The 20,724-nt window shown below is 65.2% G+C and carries 19 protein-coding genes and 1 pseudogene; 7 read left to right on the forward strand and 13 right to left on the reverse strand.

Going from position 1 to position 20,724, the window contains the following annotated elements; genetic code table 11:
• Positions 1-20 precede the first annotated feature (20 nt).
• Both KI794_RS10265 and KI794_RS10270 read right to left on the reverse strand, forming a co-directional pair.
• Positions 21-1,091, reverse strand: coding sequence for an IS110 family transposase (locus KI794_RS10265; protein WP_255808028.1), 1,071 nt, complete (start codon positions 1,089-1,091; stop codon positions 21-23).
• A gap of 263 nt (positions 1,092-1,354) precedes the next feature.
• Positions 1,355-1,870, reverse strand: a pseudogene (locus KI794_RS10270) (IS3 family transposase); the annotation flags it as partial.
• Between the two features lie 72 nt (positions 1,871-1,942).
• Between KI794_RS10270 and KI794_RS10275 the strand changes: the two are divergent.
• Positions 1,943-3,114 (forward strand): IS3 family transposase gene (locus KI794_RS10275; RefSeq protein WP_255808029.1). Its coding sequence is split into 2 segments (ribosomal slippage): positions 1,943-2,219 and positions 2,219-3,114, totalling 1,173 coding nucleotides; the frame shifts between segments, so codons are not numbered across the junction.
• Between the two features lie 21 nt (positions 3,115-3,135).
• On the opposite strand, the gene KI794_RS10280 is transcribed toward KI794_RS10275, so the two are convergent.
• Positions 3,136-3,339: a hypothetical protein gene (locus KI794_RS10280; protein ID WP_198677531.1), complete on the reverse strand. Its 204-nt coding sequence runs from the start codon at positions 3,337-3,339 to the stop codon at positions 3,136-3,138.
• Between the two features lie 256 nt (positions 3,340-3,595).
• Between KI794_RS10280 and KI794_RS10285 the strand changes: the two genes are divergently transcribed.
• Both KI794_RS10285 and KI794_RS10290 read left to right on the forward strand, forming a co-directional pair.
• A complete protein-coding gene (locus KI794_RS10285; protein ID WP_130454201.1) occupies positions 3,596-4,132 on the forward strand; it encodes an antirestriction protein ArdA in 537 nt (178 codons plus the stop codon).
• Positions 4,133-4,250: 118 nt separating this feature from the next.
• Complete coding sequence (locus KI794_RS10290) at positions 4,251-5,363, forward strand: AAA family ATPase (protein ID WP_255808030.1); 1,113 nt, start codon at positions 4,251-4,253, stop codon at positions 5,361-5,363.
• 129 nt (positions 5,364-5,492) lie between these two features.
• On the opposite strand, the gene KI794_RS10295 is transcribed toward KI794_RS10290, so the two are convergent.
• A complete protein-coding gene (locus KI794_RS10295) occupies positions 5,493-5,750 on the reverse strand; it encodes a helix-turn-helix domain-containing protein (RefSeq protein WP_130454199.1) in 258 nt (85 codons plus the stop codon).
• Positions 5,751-5,871: 121 nt separating this feature from the next.
• Between KI794_RS10295 and KI794_RS10300 the strand changes: the two genes are divergently transcribed.
• From KI794_RS10300 to KI794_RS10310, 3 genes are read left to right on the forward strand one after another with little or no spacing between them, the layout of a single operon-like run.
• Positions 5,872-6,729: a hypothetical protein gene (locus tag KI794_RS10300; protein WP_130454198.1), complete on the forward strand. Its 858-nt coding sequence runs from the start codon at positions 5,872-5,874 to the stop codon at positions 6,727-6,729.
• Positions 6,729-7,028, forward strand: a complete 300-nt coding sequence (locus tag KI794_RS10305) for a hypothetical protein (protein ID WP_255808031.1) — start codon at positions 6,729-6,731, stop codon at positions 7,026-7,028. Before KI794_RS10300 ends, KI794_RS10305 begins: the two co-directional genes overlap by 1 nt.
• Positions 7,025-7,759, forward strand: coding sequence for a hypothetical protein (locus tag KI794_RS10310; RefSeq protein ID WP_255808032.1), 735 nt, complete (start codon positions 7,025-7,027; stop codon positions 7,757-7,759). The genes KI794_RS10305 and KI794_RS10310 overlap by 4 nt, the downstream gene beginning before the upstream one ends.
• Before the next feature lie 1,082 nt (positions 7,760-8,841).
• Here KI794_RS10310 and KI794_RS10315 read toward each other — a convergent pair.
• From KI794_RS10315 to KI794_RS10355, 9 genes are all read right to left on the reverse strand, one after another.
• On the reverse strand, positions 8,842-10,329 hold the full coding sequence (locus KI794_RS10315; protein ID WP_255808033.1) for a hypothetical protein: 1,488 nt from the start codon (positions 10,327-10,329) through the stop codon (positions 8,842-8,844).
• A 396-nt stretch (positions 10,330-10,725) separates the two neighbouring features.
• Entirely contained in the window at positions 10,726-11,076 is a 351-nt protein-coding gene (locus KI794_RS10320; protein ID WP_130454194.1) for a hypothetical protein, read from the reverse strand.
• Positions 11,077-11,218: 142 nt separating this feature from the next.
• Complete coding sequence (locus KI794_RS10325) at positions 11,219-12,745, reverse strand: DNA primase family protein (protein ID WP_130454193.1); 1,527 nt, start codon at positions 12,743-12,745, stop codon at positions 11,219-11,221.
• A gap of 4 nt (positions 12,746-12,749) precedes the next feature.
• The gene (locus tag KI794_RS10330; RefSeq protein WP_255808034.1) at positions 12,750-13,052 is read right to left on the reverse strand and encodes a helix-turn-helix domain-containing protein; all 303 of its coding nucleotides are present in this window, start codon (positions 13,050-13,052) and stop codon (positions 12,750-12,752) included.
• Positions 13,053-13,261: 209 nt separating this feature from the next.
• A complete protein-coding gene (locus KI794_RS10335) occupies positions 13,262-14,572 on the reverse strand; it encodes a site-specific integrase (protein ID WP_130454191.1) in 1,311 nt (436 codons plus the stop codon).
• Positions 14,573-14,850: 278 nt separating this feature from the next.
• Positions 14,851-15,507 (reverse strand): DUF5701 family protein, encoded by a 657-nt coding sequence (locus tag KI794_RS10340; protein ID WP_255808035.1) that lies wholly within the window; start codon positions 15,505-15,507, stop codon positions 14,851-14,853.
• A gap of 90 nt (positions 15,508-15,597) precedes the next feature.
• Positions 15,598-16,389 (reverse strand): sulfite exporter TauE/SafE family protein, encoded by a 792-nt coding sequence (locus KI794_RS10345; protein WP_119284173.1) that lies wholly within the window; start codon positions 16,387-16,389, stop codon positions 15,598-15,600.
• 71 nt (positions 16,390-16,460) lie between these two features.
• Complete coding sequence (locus tag KI794_RS10350) at positions 16,461-18,011, reverse strand: gamma-glutamyltransferase family protein (RefSeq protein WP_255808036.1); 1,551 nt, start codon at positions 18,009-18,011, stop codon at positions 16,461-16,463.
• Positions 18,008-18,784 carry a FadR/GntR family transcriptional regulator gene (locus KI794_RS10355; protein ID WP_119284175.1) on the reverse strand — a complete coding sequence of 259 codons (777 nt, stop codon included), beginning with the start codon at positions 18,782-18,784 and terminating at the stop codon, positions 18,008-18,010. The genes KI794_RS10350 and KI794_RS10355 overlap by 4 nt, the downstream gene beginning before the upstream one ends.
• Before the next feature lie 281 nt (positions 18,785-19,065).
• Between KI794_RS10355 and KI794_RS10360 the strand changes: the two genes are divergently transcribed.
• The gene (locus KI794_RS10360) at positions 19,066-20,583 is read left to right on the forward strand and encodes a peptide MFS transporter (RefSeq protein WP_255808037.1); all 1,518 of its coding nucleotides are present in this window, start codon (positions 19,066-19,068) and stop codon (positions 20,581-20,583) included.
• Positions 20,584-20,724: the final 141 nt, after the last annotated feature.

The raw sequence follows: 20,724 nt of genomic DNA on the forward strand, positions 1-20,724 counted from the left end.
CGTTGATGCTCCTATATTTGTCAACTCACAATCTCACCTGTCCTCGGATTGACTTTGACGAGGTGGTAGAGCTCGCGAATCACATAGCGTTTCAAGCATCGGATGATGTCTCGTTTGCTTTTCCCCTCGGCGGTTCTGCGGGCGACGTAGTCGATGGTGGGCTGGTGGAATCTCATCCGCACGATCACGGTCCGATAGATCGCCGCGTTGAGTTGCCGGTGCCCGCCATGGTTGATGCGATGCTTCCCGCTGGTCATGCCTGATCCGGTGGGGACCGGGCTGATACCCGCGAGTTTCGCGAACGCGGCCTCGGACTTGATGCGCTCGGGGTTGTCTCCTGCGACGATGAGGATTTCGGCTGCAGTATCCACACCAATACCAAACTCGTCCAGCAGATGTGGTGCGCGTCCGAGAACGAGCTCCTCGATCATGCTGGTGAGTTCCTTGATCTCCTCGTCGAGCAAGAGCCAACGCTTCGCAAGCGACCGCAGCGTATGCCGGTTCGCATCCTCTGGGGAGTCGAGGCCGCGCGGCCGGAATGCTGCGCAGTAACGCGCGAGAGTGCGTTGCGTCTTCCGCGCGGTCTCGGCACGGAGCTGTTCTTGCGCGTGCACGAGCAGGGCTTTGAGCGTCACCATCGTCGCGGCTTTCTGCTTCACCGCAGTGTCATGGGCAACTTTGAGCTGCCGGATCATCTCGACCGCGCCATCCATTGTTTTCGGGGTCGCGGTCGCGAACCCCGCAAGTACCGCTCGCGCGGCGTTCTCCGCATCGAGAGTGTCGGACTTACCGTTGAGCCGGCGGAGTCTGCGGTCAGGGCGTGAGACCTCGACGACCTTGTACCCGTGCCGCCGCAGGAACGAGGTGAGGCCTGCCCCGTAGGAGCCGGTTCCCTCGATCCCGAAAGAGATGATCTTTCCGAACCCTTGAGCCCAGGCGAGCAGCTGCCTATACCCGGCGGTGTCGGTTGCGATCGTGAGGGTCGCGAGTACCCCGTCGATGGTGTCCATCACTGCTGCGACGTGAATGTGTTTATGCGTGTCGACGCCGATCACGATATGCCCTGAACGGGTGGGTTCTGTCTGGGTCATAGCGGGGGTCCTCTCGGCCGGTTATCGTGGGTTTCACGCTGTCACCGGCGAGGGGACAGGACTGTCACGGGGACGCTGTTTGAGAGTAGGCTCCAGGCTCCTATTAGGTCACGCCTCGTCCGGTGGCAGCGCTTCATGCGCTGCCCGGGCGGAGGGTCGACAGATCAACGCAAAGGCACCCTGCGGGCCATTCGTAACAAGAGTCAGACCGCTCCGACCGGGACTCCCCAATCCTTGCGAGATCGGGTGCAAACAGACTGACAGTCGTAGCTGTCGCCGACCGTTCCGACGGACGCGACGGCGTCGGCTTCGGCGAGGCGCTCGGTGTAGCGAATGGCTCGATACTGCACTCCGGCATCGCTGTGATGGATCAGCCCGGCGATGTCCTGCCCTGCTCTGCGGCGCTCCCAGAGGCCCATGTCGAGCGCGTCGACGGCGAGATCGGTGCGCAGCGACGTGGACACCTGCCAGCCGACGATACGGCGAGAGAACACGTCGAGGACGAACGCGGCGTAGGTCCACCCGGCGTGGGTACGGATGTAGGTCAGGTCCGCAACCCAGAGCTGGTTCGGTGCCGTCGCGGTGAACGCGCGCTTCACGAGGTCGGCGGGCCGGTCGGTCTCCGCGCCGTCCCCGAAGGTGGTCTTGCGGGTCTTGTCGCGCCGGATGCCCTGGATGCCCGCGGCGCGCATCAGCCGCTCGACGGTGCAGCGGGCGACCTCGACGCCCTCCCGGTTCAGGGCAGCGTGGATCTTCCGGGCGCCGTAGACACCGAGGTTGGGTCTGCTGAGGGTTTGGTTGAGTCCAAGACTGCTTCGCTCATGAGGGTCGGAGCTGGAAGGATGATGACCATGCCAATGAAGTACAGCGAGGAGTTCAAGCGTGACGCTGTCGCGCTCGTGGAGTCCGGCATCGCACAGAAAACCGTGTGCCGTGATCTTGGTATCTCGAAATCAGCACTCGGTGCGTGGGTACAAGACGCCAGGTTCAAAACGTATGGGATGACCCCCTCGAAGGACCCTGAGGAGCAGCGCGAAATGCGAGCTGCTCTGAAACGTATTCGTGAACTCGAGATGGAAAACGAAGTGCTCCGGCGTGCGGCAGCGTATCTCTCGCAGGCGCATATCACGCCCCCAAAATGATTTACCCGCTCGTCCGTGAGATGGCTGCGCCAGGTGCCCGTGTCAGGGTGCCGGTCGCGGTGGCGTGCCGGGTACTGGAGTTCAGTGAGCAGGCCTACTACCGATGGCTCACATCTCCGCAGTCTGCCCGTGAGGCCGAGGAGGAGCAGTTGATCGGGGTGCTGCGTGAGCTGCACGAAGAGGATCCCGAGGGTGGCTACCGTGTGCTTGCTGATGATCTCCATGATCTCGGCTACGACATCAGCGAGCGGCGCGTGTGGCGGCTGTGCAAGGTCGCGGGTATTCAGTCGGCCATCACCAAGCGTAAGCGCCGTTACCAGCGAGCTGGAGAGCCGGTGGGTGATGATCTCGTGGAGCGCGACTTCACCGCAGATGCACTTGACGAGAAGTGGCTCACGGATATCACCGAGCATTGGACAGGAGAGGGCAAGCTCTACTTGTGCGCGATCAAGGACGTGTGCTCGAACCGGATCGTGGGGTACGCGATCGATAAGCGGATGAAGGCATCGCTTGCGGTTCGGGCGCTGGGAAACGCGCTGCAGCAGCGTGGCTATCCGGCGGGCGTGATCGTTCACAGCGACAGGGGCAGTCAATTTCGTAGCCGGAAGTTCCAGCAGGCTTTGAAGCGGCACCAGTTGAAGGGTTCGATGGGAAGAGTGGGCGCGTGTGGTGATAACGCTGCCATGGAGTCGTTCTTCTCGCTGTTACAGAAGAACGTGCTTGACCGGCAGTCGTGGCGCACCCGGCAAGAGTTGCGCCTCGCGATCGTGGCCTGGATCGAGGGGAAGTATCACCGGAAACGACGTCAGCGCAGGCTCGGGAAGCTGACACGGGTCGAGTTCGAGGCCATAATGATGGATGTCGTCGCTTTGGCGGCATAAACCCCGGACTCAACCAAAGCATCAGCAGACCCGAGGGAGCACGCGGACCTTGTTGCCCTTGCGGATGCGGTGGCCCGCCAGCTCGACTGCCTCGGGCGCATGGCGCTCGAAGTTCAGACCGAACGGCAGCCGCTTCTGAAGCGGACGGATCTCGTCATCGAGATCCTTCGCAAGCTGCGGATCGAGCTGTTCCAGCGTGCGCAGCAGGTCCGACAAGCGCGACATCGGCACCCCTTTCTGGCAAGACTAAAGAGTCCGTCATTGCGCGTGCGCAACACGGACTCTTTCCGATTCTAGTGATTCGTGTGTAGGAGCGCGAAGAGCATTCCGTTCCGGGCATGTCAGTCTCGCCCGGCAGCCGCCGGGCCGGGATCTCCTCCGGGAGCAGCGCACGGCGGCGTAACCGCGTCATTTCAATAGAGCCTGACTGCCTGCCGTCGGCGCTGCCCCGCATCACTGCCCGGAGGAGGAGGACGCTCCAATGACCACCATGACTACTACCGACACCACACCCCGAGTCTGGATCGGATGCCTTGCCTGCTACAACGCAGGCCGACTCGTCGGCGACTGGCACGACGCCATAGGCGCTGCCGACGTCACCACAGCCGACGTCCACGGCCGCCCGAGCTCGCACGACGAGCTCTGGTGCTTCGACATCGAGAACATCCCCGTGCGCCGCGAGATGAGCCCTAGCGAGGCCGCGGAGTGGGGGCGCGTGTTCGACGAGATCGACGAGCACCAGCGAGCTGCGCTTTACGCGTGGGTCGCGAGCGGAGACTACGTCGCCGAGGGCACCGGCGACCTGCCCAGCACCTCTGACTTCGAGGACCGCTACTGCGGCCACTGGGAGTCATTCGACGACTACGCGAGCAGCTACGCGGATGACACGGGGTTGCTGACCGGCATCCCCGAGGAGATCCAGCGCCACTTCGACTGGAAGTCCTGGACTGCCGAGCTGGCCTATGACTACACCACGTGCGACGCCGACAGCGGCGTCTACGTGTTCCGCAGCTACTGAGAAAAGAGCCCACTATGAACCAGGAGATCGACGACGAGCTGCGAGCAATCCTCGCGAGAAACCTCGAACGCTGCGGGCCGATCCAGGCGCACGCCGACACCGACGGAAAGGAACCAGAATGAGCGTGCACAGCAACGCCCGCGCGCACGCCGCCGACTTCAGGTGGCACCAGGGCCGCGACGACATCACCGAGCACACCGCACGAACGCTCGACCTCGAAGCGCTCTACGACGCTACCGGCGAAATGCTTGCCGAGCATCTCAGAGCCGCACGCGATGACGAGCCGGTAGAGCCAGACGAGAGCGAGGTCGCGCTACCCAGCATCGACGACATCACGGTGTGGAAGCCACCGCCTCGGCCGCTCGACCTCACGTTATCGCTCAGATCAGCCGTAATCGGGCAGGACCGCGCCGTGGGTGCTGTCGCCGAGCGCGTCGCGATGTCACTCTCCGGGCTGAAGCTCAAGCCAGAGCGACCGCACGGGGTGATTATGCTGAACGGCCCGAGCGGCACCGGGAAGACCACCCTGGCACACCAGCTCGCCACCGCCGCGTACGGCGACGCAGAAGCCATCATCCGGCTCGACATGTCCGAGTACGCCGACGCAGCAGACGCACGCATGAAGCTCATCGGGGCATCACGCATCTGGAAGAACTCGACCCGTGAAGGGCTGCTCACCACCCGTGTCGCCGAGAAGCCGCGCAGCGTCGTGCTGCTCGACGAGTTCGAGAAAGCGCACCCCGACCTGTGGCAGCTGTTCTTGCAGGTGTTCGACGATGGGCGCCTTACCGACGGCTGGGGAACCGAGGCGAGCTTCGCGGAGACGATCATCGTGATGACCACGAACCTTGGAGCCACTGCCGAGTCGCGCACGCCCGAGGACGTGTTCCCCGGGGAACTGCTCGGCAGGCTCGACGTGAACGTCGCGTTCGACCAGCTCTCGCCTGAGACGGCGAGGCAGATCGCTGAGAAGGCCGTCAGCGAGGCCGTGACGCGTGTCACGCAGCAGGGCTGGTACGTCGAGGTCGGTGAGGATGTCGCCCAGTGGCTCGCCGGTCGGCACCGCGACACTCGTCTCGGCGTACGCGGGCTGCACCGCGAGATCGAGCGGCTGCTTCTCGCACCGCTCATCGCGTTCGACGATCACAGGGTGCGAGTACAGGTTCGCTCAGATGGTGCAGCGCTCACGTTCGAGCCGCTGCGGGGGCATGACGACCCCCTCGAACCGTAGCCGCACGTACGCGCAGGAGATCACTTCTCCCGGGAGCACACCCGCTCTCGGGTGACATCTTCCATGGGAGTCAGCTCGACCAGAAGGCTTCATCGCCGCCGCAGGCGTGCTCGGTGCCCTACAGCAGCACTACAGGTCAGCTTTCGCGAGAAGCTCCGACATGCTCATGCCGAGCGCGTCGGCGATTCCCGCGAGGGTCTCCATGCGAGGGTTCGAGGCTCCCGCTGTAGCGATGGGGCCGGAGCCCCTGCCGCGCTCAAGCAGACTCATCTGGTTCTTGGTGAGGCCGGACGCGTGCGCGAGGTCCTCCTGCGACATCCCGCGATCGTTGCGCAGCTCGCGCAGCGTCTTGCCCAGACGCCTCGCGTCACTACTCCTCCAACCCATACCTCAATGGTGTTGAGAGGGACAACAATAGTACACCCACTAACGTAGTACCACTATAATATGAGTCTGCTCGTAGGCCAGGCGAAATTGCGGGTCTGAACACAGCGAAAGAGGCCATTAGATGACCAAGAAGACGATCAAGACCACGACCGCACTGCTGGCGGCCGGGGCGATGCTCCTGCTCGCGGGATGCTCCTCCGATGCCCCACCCGCTGGCGACGGCGCGCCCACGGAATCCGCGGAGCAAGGCGTATTCGAGTTCCAGACCCCGCGCTACGGCTCCGACAGCGGCGAGGTGCTGATCCGCCTGCCCGAGGGCCTGCTCGACGTGGTCACCGATCGTGAGATGCTCTCGACCGAGGCTGTGCTGACGCCTCGCGAACTGGGCGGTGCGAAATACTGCGCGATCGACGTCGAGCCCCGGTATCTTGACGGCTCGCAGGACGTGCTCAAGGCACCGTCCGAGAGCGCAGGCGACCATGCCGCGGAGGCATCCGAGCGATACGAGTCGCTGGAGACCTGGGAGCCTGTCGAGCCCGAGGTGGTCGCGCTGTTCATGGACGGCACCATCGGCACTGTGGAAAAGGCCCAGCAGTACATCGCAGGCGGGGGTCAGTACGCCGACTGGGTCCAGGGAGTGCTGGACGAGGTCGGTGTCGGGTACTACTCCGACGCGCCCGCGTGGGGCCTCCTCCGAGACGCGGAGACGATCTCTGAGCTCGACGACGCTGATCCCGTAGCGGGCACTTATTACTCGGACGACCTGAGCGTCATCACGCTCGTCGCCAACTGCGCCGCATCGCCCGCAGACGACGGGGACATGGAGTTCAGCTTCCCCGCGAAGGTGAAGGAAGACGGCCAGATAGCTTGGCTCGGAACCGTCGAGCTGTCCGTCATGAAGTCCGGCACGATCACTGTGACCGAGGCCCGGGTCGCAGGCTTCGTCCGCGACACCGACGGCAACTGGATCGCCGACTGATGGTTGCGAAGCAGCCCTACGTTCCCCGCCGCCCAGGCACCACCGCCGGCCAGCAGCCCGCATCTCCAACGCAGGCACAGCGCCCCGGCCCGCGCGCCACGGTCGAGTACCGGCAGATGACGGCCCCCGCAGCCGACGGGAAGTTTGAGTGGCTCCTCAACGCCCACGCGGCCGAAGGCTGGGAGGTTCAGTCGATCAACCTGTTCGAGGGCACCTACCTGGTGACGTTCGTGCGGAGGCTTGCGGTGCGCAAGAGGGTCACCACCACGGAGACCACCCGTCACGAGGACATCCGTTGACCGTCTCCGCACCGCGCCGCAGCCGCAAGAGGCTCGTCGCCCTGATCGCCACAGGCGTGCTCGTCGTCGGCGCGGGCATCACCGGCACAGTCTTCGCCGTTGCTTCCCACAACGCCGAGACCGAGCGCCTCTGCGCGGATGCCCTCGACGGGGCCGCTGCCGCCCGCGAGGCGCTCGCAGCGTCCACGGAGGCGGGCGAGGACGCCCTGACCGCCGTCGAGAGCACTGCGCTCGCTGACGGCGGCACGAGCGCGCCGTACGCCGGGCGCGAGGGCGCGACCGATCTCGTAGCCGACGTGGCGCACAAGCTCGACGGGGCCGAGGGCACAGAACTCTCGGATTCCTGTGAGACGCGCGACGATGCCGAGGAGATCCAGTCGTCGATAGCGCCCGCCACCCGGGCTGCAGCCGATCTCGACGACGCCGTGGAAGCGCTGCTCGCCGACTTCGAGCAGCACAAGGTGGACGAGACCGCGCGCATCGCGGCCGAGAAGAGCGCAGCCGAGGAAGCTGCTGCTCAGGCCGAGGCAGAGCGTCTCGCCGCCGAGGAGGCCGAGCGCCAGGCCGCTGAGCAGGACTCCTGGAGCGGCTACGACCCCGGGTACTCCGGCGGCGGAGGAAGCAGCAGTGGGGACACAGGCGGCAGCAGCAATAACGGCGGCGGCACGATCATCGCCCCGCACCAGGGCGGCGGAGGATGCCCGCCGAACCAGCCCGTCTGCTATGGCTGAGCAGCACCCCAAGCAACAAGACCCTGCAGCCTCGCGCTGCGGGGTCTTCGCTTTACGCAGCGCGCGCACGCAGAAGAACACCCACCCACGGGAGCTTGCGCTCTCGGGGGGACCTCCTTTTAGGGAGAGAGCTCAGGCAAGAAGGGCTGCATGACTGAGTGATACAAGTGTCATTGTGCTGAGTGTGCTCACTTGTTCCATAGCTTTCTGTAGAGACTATCTGTCATTTCTCACGCGTGTAAAAAGATAGGTATAAGTCAGCACAGTCAGCACACTTCCGCATGATTACGCGGTTTTTGCCTCTCAACGCATGCGCCCGTTGGCCCGAGCAGCCTCCCCAAAGAGGGGTCTCCCGAACCACTACCTAAAGAAGAAGTATTACTACTTACTACGAGCGCCGCGCCGAAGGCGTGCTCGATGCCCTGCGGGTGTCGCACCAGTCACCGTCACGAGAGGTCACGCGACGTGAATAATCCGCGCTCCGGCAGTATGTATTTACTCACTGTTCGTGGGCATGTCCGAAGCGGAACGGAGGACGTGCCCGAAGCGGAGCGGCGGGCGCGCCTATGCGAGCCCCGAGATCTCCTCGGTCGAATCACGAGATTTCGACCGAGAAACGACCGAAGTTGACACGAGGCAAAAGACGTCACCGAGAGTGACACGAGTTTCGACGGAGCCACGACCGGCGACAGACCGAGGTTTCACCGGGGCTGAAAGCGCCCACGGAAAAGTAACCGATGTTTCACCGAGCTACGACGGAGCTTCAACCGGCAACAGCCCGAGTTTCGACCGAGGCAAAACGGCGTCCGAAACGCGACCGAGAGTGACACGAGTTTCGACCTGCTACTGACTGAGCTTCGACTGAGAAGTGACCGAGCTTTACCAATAATCGCTAAAACCGAGGTTGGCACGAGGTTTTCAGGCTCTCAGAAGTGGCACGAGTTTCAACTGAGGCTTCGCTCCTGACCGATTCATCTTCCACAACGCCCGCCAGGATGCCCCCTCGCCGTCACGGCTGCGGGGGCATCCTGCGTGCTGTCAGGGCTGCCGCCGTGCTGCGCACCGTTGCCCTCTGCTGCGGGTCATTCGTTGTACGGGATTCCGGTGCGGGAGCCGGTTTGCTGCTGGGTGCCTCCGTCGATGAGAGCAGCTCGCGCGGCGTCCTTCTGGTCGCGGTCGCGCTTTGCTGCGGCTGCGTGACGGTTCTCGGCCTGCGGCGCGGGTACGGGCGTCGGCGGCGTGAGCGCGGCGTCGAGGCTCTCGCGGAGCGGCTGGCGCTTCACCTCGTCGTCGATCTTGTCGAGAGCCTTGTTGCCGAGGTCGCCAACCTGCTGCGCGAAATCAGCGGCCCACTTGATGCGTGCCGATGCGATGCGCTCGCGGAGCCCGGCCACGTAGTGCGCTTCTGCCAGTTCTTCATCAGCGGCCGCGCGGGCGGCCAGGATGTCCGCGTCAGCGTCGCTGCGATGCCAGCTGAGCGCCTCGGCATCGTCGATAGCGACCTCGCGCAGCTCGGCACGGTCTGCGGCGTTCTGGGCGGCGTCTGCGGCGTTTCTCGCCTTGGTGCGGGCGACCAGCGCCAGGTCGTCGCTCACCTCTTTTCGCGCGGCGATGACATCCTCACGAATGGAGGCGACAATTGCCCTGTCGCGATCCAGCTCCAGGCGATCGCGAGCGTTGCGGGCCTCGCCTCGCGTGGCTGCGTTGCGCAGCGATGCCGCCTCTGCCTTCTCGTCCTGCACCTCCTCGTAGACCTCCTTCGGCAGCTCACGGCCGTGGTGCTCGCCGGGCTCTGACTCGACCGGGTAGCCCTCGGCGATCATCCGCTCGCGCAACTGGGCCTGGTACTCGCGGATGCGCTCGCCCTTGCCGTACATCTTGCCGTTCGCCTTCCGCACCTCGGCATGACTGGTGTAGGCGCGCGAGGCCTCCGTCCGCAGCGCGCCTGGCACCTTCGGGTCGGGCGCGAACGGGTCGGCCATGACCTGGATATGCGGCGTGCTCTCGTCGAAGTTCGTCGCCCACCCGTGGATGGAGTCCATGCCGCCGGGGCTGACCTTCAGACCGAGGAACGCGACCGCCGTGACGAAGTACCGCATCGCCTCGTCGTGGTCGCGTGCGACCCAGCGCGAGCGGCTCATCGGCTCGCCGGTCTCGGGGTCGAGCCGCTCGGAGCCGTCGGGGTTGTAGCGCGGGTAGTAGTCCTTGATCTCGACGCACATCGTCTTCGGCAGATGCACGACGAAGAGATCGACGGTGCGCGACCCTGCGGCGATCTTCCGGTGCACGCGCTTCTCGCGAGCATCGCCGTAGTCGAGCACCTGCTTGATGCTTGTCGCGACCTCGAACCCGCTGTTGCCGTCGTTCACGTACGCAGTGTTCAGGTGCGCGTCGGCGGGCGCGATGCTGCCGTTCTTGTGCGCCTGACGCGCGACCTCCTTCGGGTCGAGATGCCGCATCGACTCCTTCAGCAGCTTGCGCCGCTCACCACGCGTTCCCACCCTCGTCCCGGTGTGCCTCGGCGCGTCCTTGTGCTTGTGGAAAGCGGCGTGTCCCTTGACCTCGCTCATCGTCGTTCCTCCTCTTCTCTCGGCGCTCCATCAGCGCCACTCGTAACCACTCGTGTCGCCGCTGTCGCTGCGTCGTCACATCGTCCGGGGCCCCTCGCTGCGCTACCCCGAACGCTGCGCCGCCGCGATGACGATTCCCGCCTCGTGCTGCCCTCTCCCATCGCCCCGTACAGGGGTCGCTGTGAGCCTCTGGGCATCCCGAGACGGAAATCGTCATAGCCCCGTATGACGATTGCTGCGCAATCGTCCGGGGCCCTGCGGGGCACCTCGGCCCTGGCGGGCCTCGACGCGCAACTGCGACGACGCCCCACTGGGGCCTCGTCTGCGGCGCGCGTGGCGCGTCGAGCACCGGACAGCCCGCTCGCTGATCCGGTGCCCTCCGACATGGTCACGACGCTACGCATCGCGACCGCCGTACGCCTCATGCTGAGCGCCCGAAGTGTCCGGCGATTCCGGGCGGTCAGCGTCGTCACCCTGCGCGGAAGTGTCCGGCGATTCTGCCGACACCTTGCTCGCGAGATGCGCCCGCACCTCGTCGGTGTCGAGCGCTGCATGGAGGCGCTCCACGGCCTCGGTGGTGTCCGCGCCAACGGACTCCGTGAGCCAGACGCCGAGCGCCTGACGAGCGGACAGCAACGCCTGCTTGGCAGCCGCAGCCTCCGCCCGCTTCGCGGACCTGATCTCACGGTCGAGCTTGCGGCGCTGTGCCTCCATGTCGGCGATCTTCTTCGCCGTGATCGTTGCCACGATGTGGCTCCTCTCTGTCGATGTACTAGCCGCCTCACAGGGCAGCTCGGGTCTGAATCTTGTTCACGATCTGGTGCGCGTACCTGGAGCAGTGCTGCGGGCGCGCGGCCGAGGGTTGCCCCGACCGCGCGGCCCGCTGTTGCTACGGCTTACTGACGGCGACGAGCCCGTGCGCGGTCCCGTGGCGGGACTTCACACCGGGATACCCCAGACGCTCCAACGACTGGCTGAACTTGGTCTTGCCGAGGATGTGAGCCGGGTGAATGTTCTCGCCCTGCGCCCACTCGGTGTAGGCACTGTGCAGCCCCGTAGTAACGAACGAAGTAGCAAGAGGGGCAGGGTTGCAGCACTCATCGATGAAGCGGCGCACGTCGTCCTGGCTCTCGGCGTACTCCTGCGTGGCGACCTGCACCGCGGCCGGCGTCACCAGGCCATTCGCCTGGTAGTCAGTCCACCCTCGCGCCGCCCACGCCAGCACGGCGTCAGCATGAGCCTTGAGCTTCTCAGGCAGGAGGACGTCCTGCTGCGCGTCCGGGATGACCACGCTGAACGGCACCACGCGCACGCGGGCCCAGACGGCGGCGTCGTTGGCAGGGAGCTTCGGCAGGAAGTTCGTCACCATGAACGCCGTGAACGCGGGATCGAACTCGAACGGCTTGGCCCAGAGATCGCGGGCAGACAGCTTGTCGCCGCCCGTGAGGCGCTTGGTGAGCGCCGCGTCGAGCCGGGCCTTCTCGTCGAGCTCCGAAGAGACCAGGAAGCGTGCCCCGCGCAGCTTCGCGATCGCGGGCGAAGCGCTGTTCGCGTTGCGGCCGTGCGTGGCCTCGAAGAGCCCGTCGTCGGCCACCGTCGCGTAGTCGCCCAGCGCGTGCATGACGGCGTTGTAGAACACGCCCTTGCCGTTGCGGCCCGTACCGATCAGGATCAGCAGAACATGCAGCAGCACCGCGCCCCACAGCGAGAGGCCCACGGCCTGCTGGAGGTAACGGAGCACCTCGGCGTCAGGCAGCACGGTCGCGAGGAACTCGTCCCACAGAACGGACTGCGCCGGGGCCTGCGGGTCGTAGTCGCCGACGGTGACCTTGGTGAGCATGTCGTGCGGATCGTGAGGATGCCGCATGCCGGTATTCAGATCGAGGGTCCCGCTCGGCATGTTGAGCAGGTGCGGCTTGGCGTCGAAGTCGCTCACCTGTGCGGCGATGCCCGAAAGCCTCCCCGCGATCTTCAGGATCGAGTCGAGACCGCTGCTCGTCTGCGCGTTCGCAGCCATACCGGTCTTCGCTTCTGCAGCCTTCCTCTCGTCCGACTTATCCAACGCAGCGGCAGCCTCAGCCACACCCTCCGCCTTGAGCGCCCGGAGCGTATCCAGGAGCAGACGGGTGACCACGGCCTCGTTCTCGTCCGCCTTGTACCGCGTGCCGTCGAAGACGAACCACTTGAGACCGGCCGTGTACTTCACCCGGTGCCCATGATCGGCCGCGAAATGGTACGCGAGCTTGGCCTGATTGTCGGAGGCGTCAGCCAGCGCGAGATTCAGCTTGCGCTGGATAACATCGACATGCGACAGCTGCGCAGCAGCGTCGAGACTGGTAGACTTGTGCGTAGCGTCAGCAGCTACTTCGACGGCCTCGGTGTTACCAGTACCGGGGCTGTTCTCGTTCTGGTGCATGGTCTCACGCACCCCCGTTCGAGGCCGCGACCCGCTCTTCGAGCCAGGCGTCGAGATCCTTGACGAGGTAGTAGACGCGCGAGTTCAGACCACCCGCACGGAAGAAGCGAGGGCCACGGCCCTGAGCGCGCATATTCGCGAGCGTGCGGTTGTTCAGACCGACGTACTGAGCAGCGTTCGGCGACGAGAGCGCGCCAGGCGTGAGCTCGATCACAGGCGGGGCCTCGACGACGAGACTCTCAGCCTTCGAGACGCGGCCGGTGCGGGGGTTTGCGGGGGGCTTCTTGGTCTTGCTGATGGCGGCCATAAGGCACACTCCTCTCAAAGAGGAGTGCTCGGGGGTTTACCTCCCCCTAGTACCTTTACCTCCGAAGAGGTGGCCCAGGCTCGTCCTGGTGCCGGTCCGTCATCTGTCGTGCAACCACACTCGTGTTCATTTGTCTTGTAGCTCGGGAGTTCCTTTCGGATCGCCTAAGCTGCTGCGATCCTAGCAAGTGATGCAAGCATCACGCAACTTCAAGCCTGCGCGAGGCGCTGAATCGCCGCCTCGGCAACGGAAAGTGGCATGGCCGTATCTGTGTAGTGCGACCGGTTCACGTCGGCCGTGTGGCCGAACTGCGCTTCGAGCATCACATCCGGCACGGTGCCCTTGAGCAGCGTGTTCAGGGTCGCGCGCCAGATGTGGGAGCGCTCCTTCTCGAACGCGGCGATCTTCAGGTCCTCCGCAAGCTCCAGATAGAGGGACCGGTTCACTGACGTGAGGTTCGACAGGTCCCAGACGGCGCTCTCCGCGTACGGAGAGCCCACCAGCGGGTCAGAGCCTACCCCGGGCTGCGAAAGGCGCTCACGCACGCGCACAGCGATGTCCTCGTTCAGCACGTACGCGACGCGCGGGGTGCCACCCTTGGCGATCTCCTTCACGACGTTGACCCGCAGGCCGTCGGCGTCATCGAGCATCAGGTCCCGCCACACCTGCCGCGCCTCATTGACGCGCAACCCGGTGGCGGCCTGCAGCAGGGTCAGGTCAATAGCGTTGCGGCGCTGAGCGATCCGGTCAGCCAAAGTCCAGCGACCGCGCTTCGGCTTCTCAACACCCTCGGCAGGGTCGATCGCCAGCAGATGCTCCACCACGCGTCGGTAGTCCGCCTCTGAGAGAGCCACGCCGCCCGTGCGCCCGTCGTGCGGGCGCGCATTGGCCTTCAGATCGAGCCTCTCGCCACGGATAGGGTTCCCCTGGATCAGGTTCCGGCGCTTCAGTGCTTTCATCACATAGCCGCTCAGCACCGTGCGCGACTGGCGGGCAATCTCCGCGCCGTGCAGCTCGGCGATCTCCAGTAGGCAGTCCTCCAGGACGTCGTACTTCACCGCAGCAGCGATCGTGCGACGACCGAGCGCCCGCGCATGTCCATGCCGTTCGCAGTCGCCGATCAGCAGCCGCAGCGCGCCGCGGTACTGATCCTTCGTGCGAGCAGCCACGCCAGCCTTGTCAATGTCGGCCGTCACCACTTCCCGAGCAAACTCCCCGAGGGAGGAGCTCGGCTTCCAATCGGCCTTCTTCCCACCAGAGCGCAGCATCTCTTCTGCCGTGGACTTGGCTTTGGCCTTCACCTCGGCGTTCGACGAGCCCTTCGGCATCTGCGTGCGCCTCGCCACGGGCTCCGCGTCGCCGTGGAGGCGGATGCGCCAATCGAGGAGCTTCTTGTCGCCGACGACGCGCACGTTCGCGCGGTCGATGCTGTGCTCGCCCTCGGCGAGGCGGCTCTTCGCCGCGGGGGCCTTCTTCGCCGACTTCGCGGGCATCTTCACTACTGCGGTTGCTGTGCTCATGCCTTCTAGCGTAGTCGGAAACTACGCTAAACACTACGCTAAAGAATCCGTGATACTGCGGGTGGACTGAATGATACTGCGGGACACTTTACGTAGATAACGCCTGGTCAGAGTTATATTTTTCAACAGTCGCCGCAAGGTGTCAAATATGAACATTTACTACCCCGGAGGTCGTAGGTTCAAATCCTGCCCCCGCAACCAAGAGTCGCACTGCGGCACAGAACCCCCTGATCGTTGATCAGGGGGTTCTGACGTTTCTGCTCGTATGCCTGCGATTGTTAGCGCGCGGCTGCGTCAGACGATGCGACGCCCAACCAGGTGTGACGGTTCCCCGCCCAACACCACCCAACCTTGGGTGCTCCGCGTCGCTCGCGTCCGTCGCGGCCGGTGCCGCCACTGATCCAGATCGCCGGGGTGCGCGCGTCGAGCCCCTTGCCGCGCCGCTTTCGCGAGCCAACGGTCATGAAGCATGCGCCGGGTTCGAGGGCGTCTGGCTGCTGCAGGAGCCAGGAGATTCCCTCGTTCACTGTCAATGGCCGCCTGCCCCGCCGCACAATTTCTGGGAGCGCCTCGTCTGGGCTCCAGTTCGAGTACTCATCGCCGCGCTCGACACCCGTGATGTCGTAGAGCTGGCGCTCGCGCACCCGCGCCGCCGGGATGGACTCGAAGGCGTCGAGGTCTGTCATGTCTTCGACGACAAAGCCTGGCTTATCGACGCGGCGGAGCAACGGTGCGAGCCGTGACGCGGGAACAAGCCCGGGTGCGACAACGAGCAGGGCGCCGGGCGCCGTCTGCAGGTCGCCTGCCAGGGCGCGGAAGTCTCCCACAGAGAGTCCTGCGAGGGCGTGCACGCCGAGCTCGACGAGCCTGTCGAGCTGCGAGGTGATTGATGGAAGCTGGGCGTCGAGAAGCTGGGGAATACTGGCGCCTTTCAATCGGAAACGAGGGCACCGGGCGAAACGCCCTGTGCCCTCGCACTATTCCCTGCGCCAGTTCCCGGCGATACGGCGCGCGTCGCGCCGCCCCTACTTCTTTCCGGCGCGAAGCGTCTTGTAGAGCATCTGTCCGAGCACGAACGCGAGCAGCAGCGAGAACGCGACGTTCGACGCGAACGGCGTGATCTTCGTCGCAAAGACCGACCCGAGCGGCGACAGCACACTCGCAGCAATGCCGAGCACGAGGGCGCTGCGCAGGTCGACGTTGTTGCGCTTGAAGTTGCCGATGGTGCCCGAGATTGATCCGGGAATGAGCATGAAGAGCGAGGTGCCCTTCGCGACGAGGTCGTTCGAGCCGAAGAAGAACATGAGCGCGGGAACGACGATCACGCCGCCGCCGACGCCGAGGAGGCCCGACAGCACGCCCGTCACGAGGCCCAGCCCGACCAGCCCGGCGCCGACGAGCACGGTGATGTCGATCTCCGCTTCGCGCTGCGGAACCACGAACCACAGGCTCACGACGACGGCGAGCAGGAACACCATGAAGAGCCACCGGAGGAAGCCCGTGGGCACCTTCGCGAGGAGGTAACTGCCGATCTGCGCGCCGACGATGATGCCCACGGCGAGCAGGATCGCGGCGATCCAGTCGACGTTGCCCTGCACCGCGTAGCCGATACCACCAACCACTGCCGCCGGGAGGATCGCCGCCACCGACGTTCCTGCCGCAAGCCGCTGCTGGTAGCCCAGGAAGATCGTCAGGAGTGGCACGAGCACGACTCCGCCGCCGATGCCGAAGAGGCCGGAGAGGATGCCGGTGATCGCGCCGAACATAGCAAGCAGCAGGATCGAGGGGCGGGGGGTATCAAAGTCGGTCGAAGTCATCGGAGCCTTTCAATGCGTAAATCAAGCGCGGCTGTCGCGGGGGCGGGCGGGGATCCTCGGATCCGGATCAGCTACCCCGCGCCCAGAACGACGATTGCGGAGCCGTCCGAGCGGGGGTCGCTCGCGGCCGTATAGGTGGGCTCCCCCGAGGTGCCTGGATCGATGCGCACGACGTTGGAGTGGCCGAGCGATTCGTCGCGCGACGGTACAGTGACGAGCGCGAAGCCCGCTGCCTCGATCGCCTCCTTCGCGACGTCGGATACGTCCGCCTCAACAACGACGCTCACCTGCGTGTCGCCGGTGATCTCTTCGACCATCCAGCGAGGCGCGTGGGTCGCGCTCGCGGGGTCCTCCCCCGCGAGCATCCGCTGCAGCAGGTGGGTGTGAACCTGGGGCTGCGCGGCGCCGCCCATGGTCGCGGGCACGTAGCGAAGCTCGTCGCCATCGAGCACCATCACGGGCATGAGTGTGTGCCGCGGGCGTTTTCCCGGCGCAAACGCGTTCGGCGATTCAGGATCGAGCGAGAACGAGGTGCCGCGGTTCTGAAAGATGATGCCGCTGTCTGGCTCGAGAATGTATGAGCCGAAGTCCCAGTACACCGAGTTGATGAACGACACGGCCCAGCCGTCCGCGCTCACCGCAGAAAACCCGACGGTGTCTCCGCTCGCCTTCGCGTCGCCACGGATCGGGCGCTCCGGTGCGGTAGCGGCCACGAGCTGAGCTCCCGTAGCACCGTCGAACGTCGGGTCTGACAGCAGCTGGGTGCGCACGAGGTTGCTCTCGTAGAACGCGCGGGCGAGCTCGCCGGCGCCGGCGCCGAGCGGGTCCTCGATACCTGCGGTGATCGCGTTGAGCGCGCGGAGAAACATGAACCCCGAGGTGTTCGGTGGGCCCGTCAGTACCCGCATGCCACGGAAGTCAGTTTCGATCGGGGTGTCCCAGAATGGGCGATACGCAGCCGTATCTTCCAGGGTGATCTTCGAGCCACGCCGCGCGAGCCCGGCAATCCAGGTGCGGGCGAGTTCGCCCGAGTAGAAGGCCTCTGGCCCTTCGCTCGCAAGCTGCTCGAGCGAGGCAGCGAGGGCTGGCTGCACGACAGTGTCCCCCTCCGCGAGCGGCGTGCCGTCTGGGTAGAAGATAGCGCTCGCCCCGGGATCCTTCGAGAACTCTGGCTGCGCGGCGCGCAACTCACGGGCGACTGACCGCGAGTTTGGGAACCCGTCGCGCGCGAAGCCGATTGCGGGGGCAAGGTGATCGGCCCAAGCGCGGGTCGCGCCGAGCTCGTGCAGCGCCTCCCATCCGCGAATACCGCCAGGCACCGTGATGGTGTCAACGCCGCGCAGCGGGAGGGCTTCGCCGTGTGCGTCTCGCAGCGCTTCAAGCGTCTGGCCGGACGGCGCCGTACCCGTGGCGTTCAGAAACCTGATCTCGCCGTCAGGGCTCCTGACAATAGCGACGAGGTCGCCGCCAAGAGCGACGTTGTTCGGGTAGACGACGCAGAGCGTCGCAGCTGCGGTGATCGCTGCGTCGATCGCGTTGCCCCCAGCGCGAAGCACTTCCGCACCTGCTTCGGTCGCCAAGTGGTGTGATGTCGAGATTGCGCCAAGCTGTGCTGCGGTCATGCGCGTGGCCCCCTATCTTGCGTGTCGTCGGTATCGGGTGCGGCGGAGATTCGTTGCGACCTGTCCTCGCCCTCGCCTGCGAGCGCGATCTGCTCGGCGATGTCGAGCACGTGGGCGCGGGCCTCTGCCTCCGCGAGGTCACCGTCCCCTGCGGCAATGGCTTCGAAGATGCGTCGGTGCGCCGCGCTCGACACCTGGCGTCTCGCCCGGGTTTGATAGCGGGTGCCACGGCTCGGTGCAATCTGCTGCGCGATCTGCTCGTTGATGAGTTCCAGCAGCGGGTTGTGTGTGTACTGCGCGATCGACTGGTGGAAGGCGCGGTCAAGCTCCGCATACCTGTCTTTCGCGGTGTCGCTCTCCATCGCTTCGACAAGCTCGCGAAGCTGCGCAATGTCGCGCGGCCTTGCCCGACCCGCCGTGATGCGGGCGATCGGGGGCTCAACGATCGCGCGAAGCTCCATGATGTCACGCATCTCGGCGGCTGCGGCGTTCACCGCTTCGCCCATCTGGTCAACGATACCCGAGCGCTCCCCCGGGCTGAGCACGACTGTGCCCCGACCGGGCTTGCGGTCGATGAGGCCTCGATTCTCGAGCTCGCGAAGTGCTTCTCGGATCGAGACGCGTGATACCCCGAGGTGCTCCGCGAGGGCGCGCTCCGGCGGCAATCGGTCCCCCGGCGCAAGCTCACCGTCGAGAATGAGTCGTTCGAGGTCGACTGAGAGGCGGTCCGGCAGCGACAGCGTCGTCGCGGGCTTCAGGGAGGTCCAATCCATCGCCACTCCTTTCGTGCGCATGGGTGATGTTCGGGGTCGGTTCGTGTGCCTTGCGTGGTTCTGGCCCCCTCGAAACTACCGCGATCCTGCGGCGCTCCGGCGCAATTGACGGAGCGGTTCGAAGCAGGGTATATTTGCGTCTCGTTCGAGAAGTTGGTCAGACCAACAGTTCATTAACCATACACCGAACGCCACATCAATCGATACCCGCAGAGCCGGATCTCCGCACCACAAGCGCGACCCAGGCGAGGCATCTGCCCGTATGCCCTCATGGAGAATCAATGACGAAACCCCGCCCCTCCACCGCCGCCTCGCCCGGCGCGCCGGAGCACACCACTCAACCCGGAACCGGTGTCACGACAGCCCTTGGCATCGTGGTCGATGATGCCAAGCCGAGTGGCCTCCTCACTCTCTCAGGCGTCGAAATGTGGGAGCGCTTCAGCTTCTACGGCCTGCAAGTGCTGCTCGCCTACTACCTCTACTACTCACTCGGCGAAGGTGGGCTTGGTCTCCCCCAGCCTGTCGCGCTCGGGATCGCCGGAGCTTACGGCGGCCTCGTCTACATCGCCCAGATCGTTGGCGCCTGGGTCGCAGACCGAGTTCTCGCCCCCAAGTACGTCGTGCTCGTTGGCGGCTCGGCGATCCTCGCGGGCCACATCATGCTCGCAATCGTCCCCGGGCTCACCGGCCTCATCATCGGCCTCGCGCTCATCGTGATCGGCACCGGCGGCCTCAAGGTGAACACCACAATGATGGTGGGCGAGCTGTACCCGAACGGTGGCCCACGCCGCGACGCCGGCTACTCCATCTACTACATGGGCATCACCATCGGCGCGTTCGCAGGGCCGCTCGTCACCGGCTGGCTGAACCAGTCCTGGGGCTTCCACGTCGCCTTCGGCGCAGCCGCCGCGGGCATGGCCCTCGGTCTCGGCCAGTACATCTTCGGAATGCGCCGATTGCCCGCAAGCACCGGGATGGTGCCAAACCCCCTTCCCGCAGCCCAGCGGGTGCGGTGGATCTGGATCACCGCGATCCTGATCGCCGCAATCGCCCTCGCGGTCGCCTTCGGTCTCGTGCGCCCCGACAACATCAGTAACGTCGTCGCGCTCGTCGTACTGATCGCAACGCTCGGCCTGTTCACGATGCTGCTCACCAACAGAAAAGTCAGCAAGCAGGAACGCCGTGCGGTCGTGCGCTACATCCCCGTGTTCCTCATGAGCCTCGTGTTCTGGACACTCCTGTTCCAGCTCTTCACCGCTTTCGCAGTGTTCGCCGACACGAAAATTCACCTCACAGTCGGGTCCCTCACGATGCCGCCTTCACTCATCGTGACGCTTGAAAGCCTCGCAGTCGCGGCGATCACCGCGCTCCTCGCCGTACTCTGGACCCGCAGCCGCGCGTCACGCATGCAGCCAATCACCAAGCTCGTCGTTGGCGTCATCGCGATGTCTGCTGGCGCGGCGATCATCGTGCCGTTCGGACTCGCTGCAGGCGTGACAATGCCACTGCTTATCGCGCTCCTCGTCATGGTGTTCTTCGCCTTCGGCGAATCGCTCTTCGCGCCGTCAGCCCTGTCGTTCACCGCCGAGCTCGCACCGAAGGCCGCAACGTCACAGATGACCGCACTGTACTTCCTCACCATGGCCGGCGGGTCGACCTTCGCCGGATGGATCTCACAGTCCTACCGCGAAGGCTCGGAGGCACAGTACTTCGCGATGGTCGCCATCGTCTCGCTCGCCCTCATCGTCGTGCTCGGGATCGCCTACAAGCTCGTGGACCGGGCGATGTCTAGCCGCTAGCTAAGGTGCTGACTGGGCGCTGGCCAGCCGATGGACGTGCACTGGACGTGCGCTAGCTCTCGTCGGCCGTGCGCTGGACGAACGCTGGCTGTGCGCTGGACGAACGCTGGTTCTCGTCGGTCGCGGCCGATCCAAGGGCGT

The organism is Leucobacter aridicollis (assembly GCF_024399335.1).
GTDB lineage: Bacteria > Actinomycetota > Actinomycetes > Actinomycetales > Microbacteriaceae > Leucobacter > Leucobacter aridicollis_A.

What these genes read in the sequence shown, in the direction of transcription:
- KI794_RS10265 (WP_255808028.1), bottom strand. Translation starts at nt 1,091, where the DNA reads ATGACCCAGACAGAACCCACCCGTTCAGGGCATATCGTGATCGGCGTC.
- KI794_RS10280 (WP_198677531.1), bottom strand. Translation starts at nt 3,339, where the DNA reads ATGTCGCGCTTGTCGGACCTGCTGCGCACGCTGGAACAGCTCGATCCG.
- KI794_RS10285 (WP_130454201.1), top strand. Translation starts at nt 3,596, where the DNA reads ATGACCACCATGACTACTACCGACACCACACCCCGAGTCTGGATCGGA.
- KI794_RS10290 (WP_255808030.1), top strand. Translation starts at nt 4,251, where the DNA reads ATGAGCGTGCACAGCAACGCCCGCGCGCACGCCGCCGACTTCAGGTGG.
- KI794_RS10295 (WP_130454199.1), bottom strand. Translation starts at nt 5,750, where the DNA reads ATGGGTTGGAGGAGTAGTGACGCGAGGCGTCTGGGCAAGACGCTGCGC.
- KI794_RS10300 (WP_130454198.1), top strand. Translation starts at nt 5,872, where the DNA reads ATGACCAAGAAGACGATCAAGACCACGACCGCACTGCTGGCGGCCGGG.
- KI794_RS10305 (WP_255808031.1), top strand. Translation starts at nt 6,729, where the DNA reads ATGGTTGCGAAGCAGCCCTACGTTCCCCGCCGCCCAGGCACCACCGCC.
- KI794_RS10315 (WP_255808033.1), bottom strand. Translation starts at nt 10,329, where the DNA reads ATGAGCGAGGTCAAGGGACACGCCGCTTTCCACAAGCACAAGGACGCG.
- KI794_RS10325 (WP_130454193.1), bottom strand. Translation starts at nt 12,745, where the DNA reads ATGCACCAGAACGAGAACAGCCCCGGTACTGGTAACACCGAGGCCGTC.
- KI794_RS10330 (WP_255808034.1), bottom strand. Translation starts at nt 13,052, where the DNA reads ATGGCCGCCATCAGCAAGACCAAGAAGCCCCCCGCAAACCCCCGCACC.
- KI794_RS10335 (WP_130454191.1), bottom strand. Translation starts at nt 14,572, where the DNA reads ATGAGCACAGCAACCGCAGTAGTGAAGATGCCCGCGAAGTCGGCGAAG.
- KI794_RS10345 (WP_119284173.1), bottom strand. Translation starts at nt 16,389, where the DNA reads ATGACTTCGACCGACTTTGATACCCCCCGCCCCTCGATCCTGCTGCTT.
- KI794_RS10350 (WP_255808036.1), bottom strand. Translation starts at nt 18,011, where the DNA reads ATGACCGCAGCACAGCTTGGCGCAATCTCGACATCACACCACTTGGCG.
- KI794_RS10355 (WP_119284175.1), bottom strand. Translation starts at nt 18,784, where the DNA reads ATGGATTGGACCTCCCTGAAGCCCGCGACGACGCTGTCGCTGCCGGAC.
- KI794_RS10360 (WP_255808037.1), top strand. Translation starts at nt 19,066, where the DNA reads ATGACGAAACCCCGCCCCTCCACCGCCGCCTCGCCCGGCGCGCCGGAG.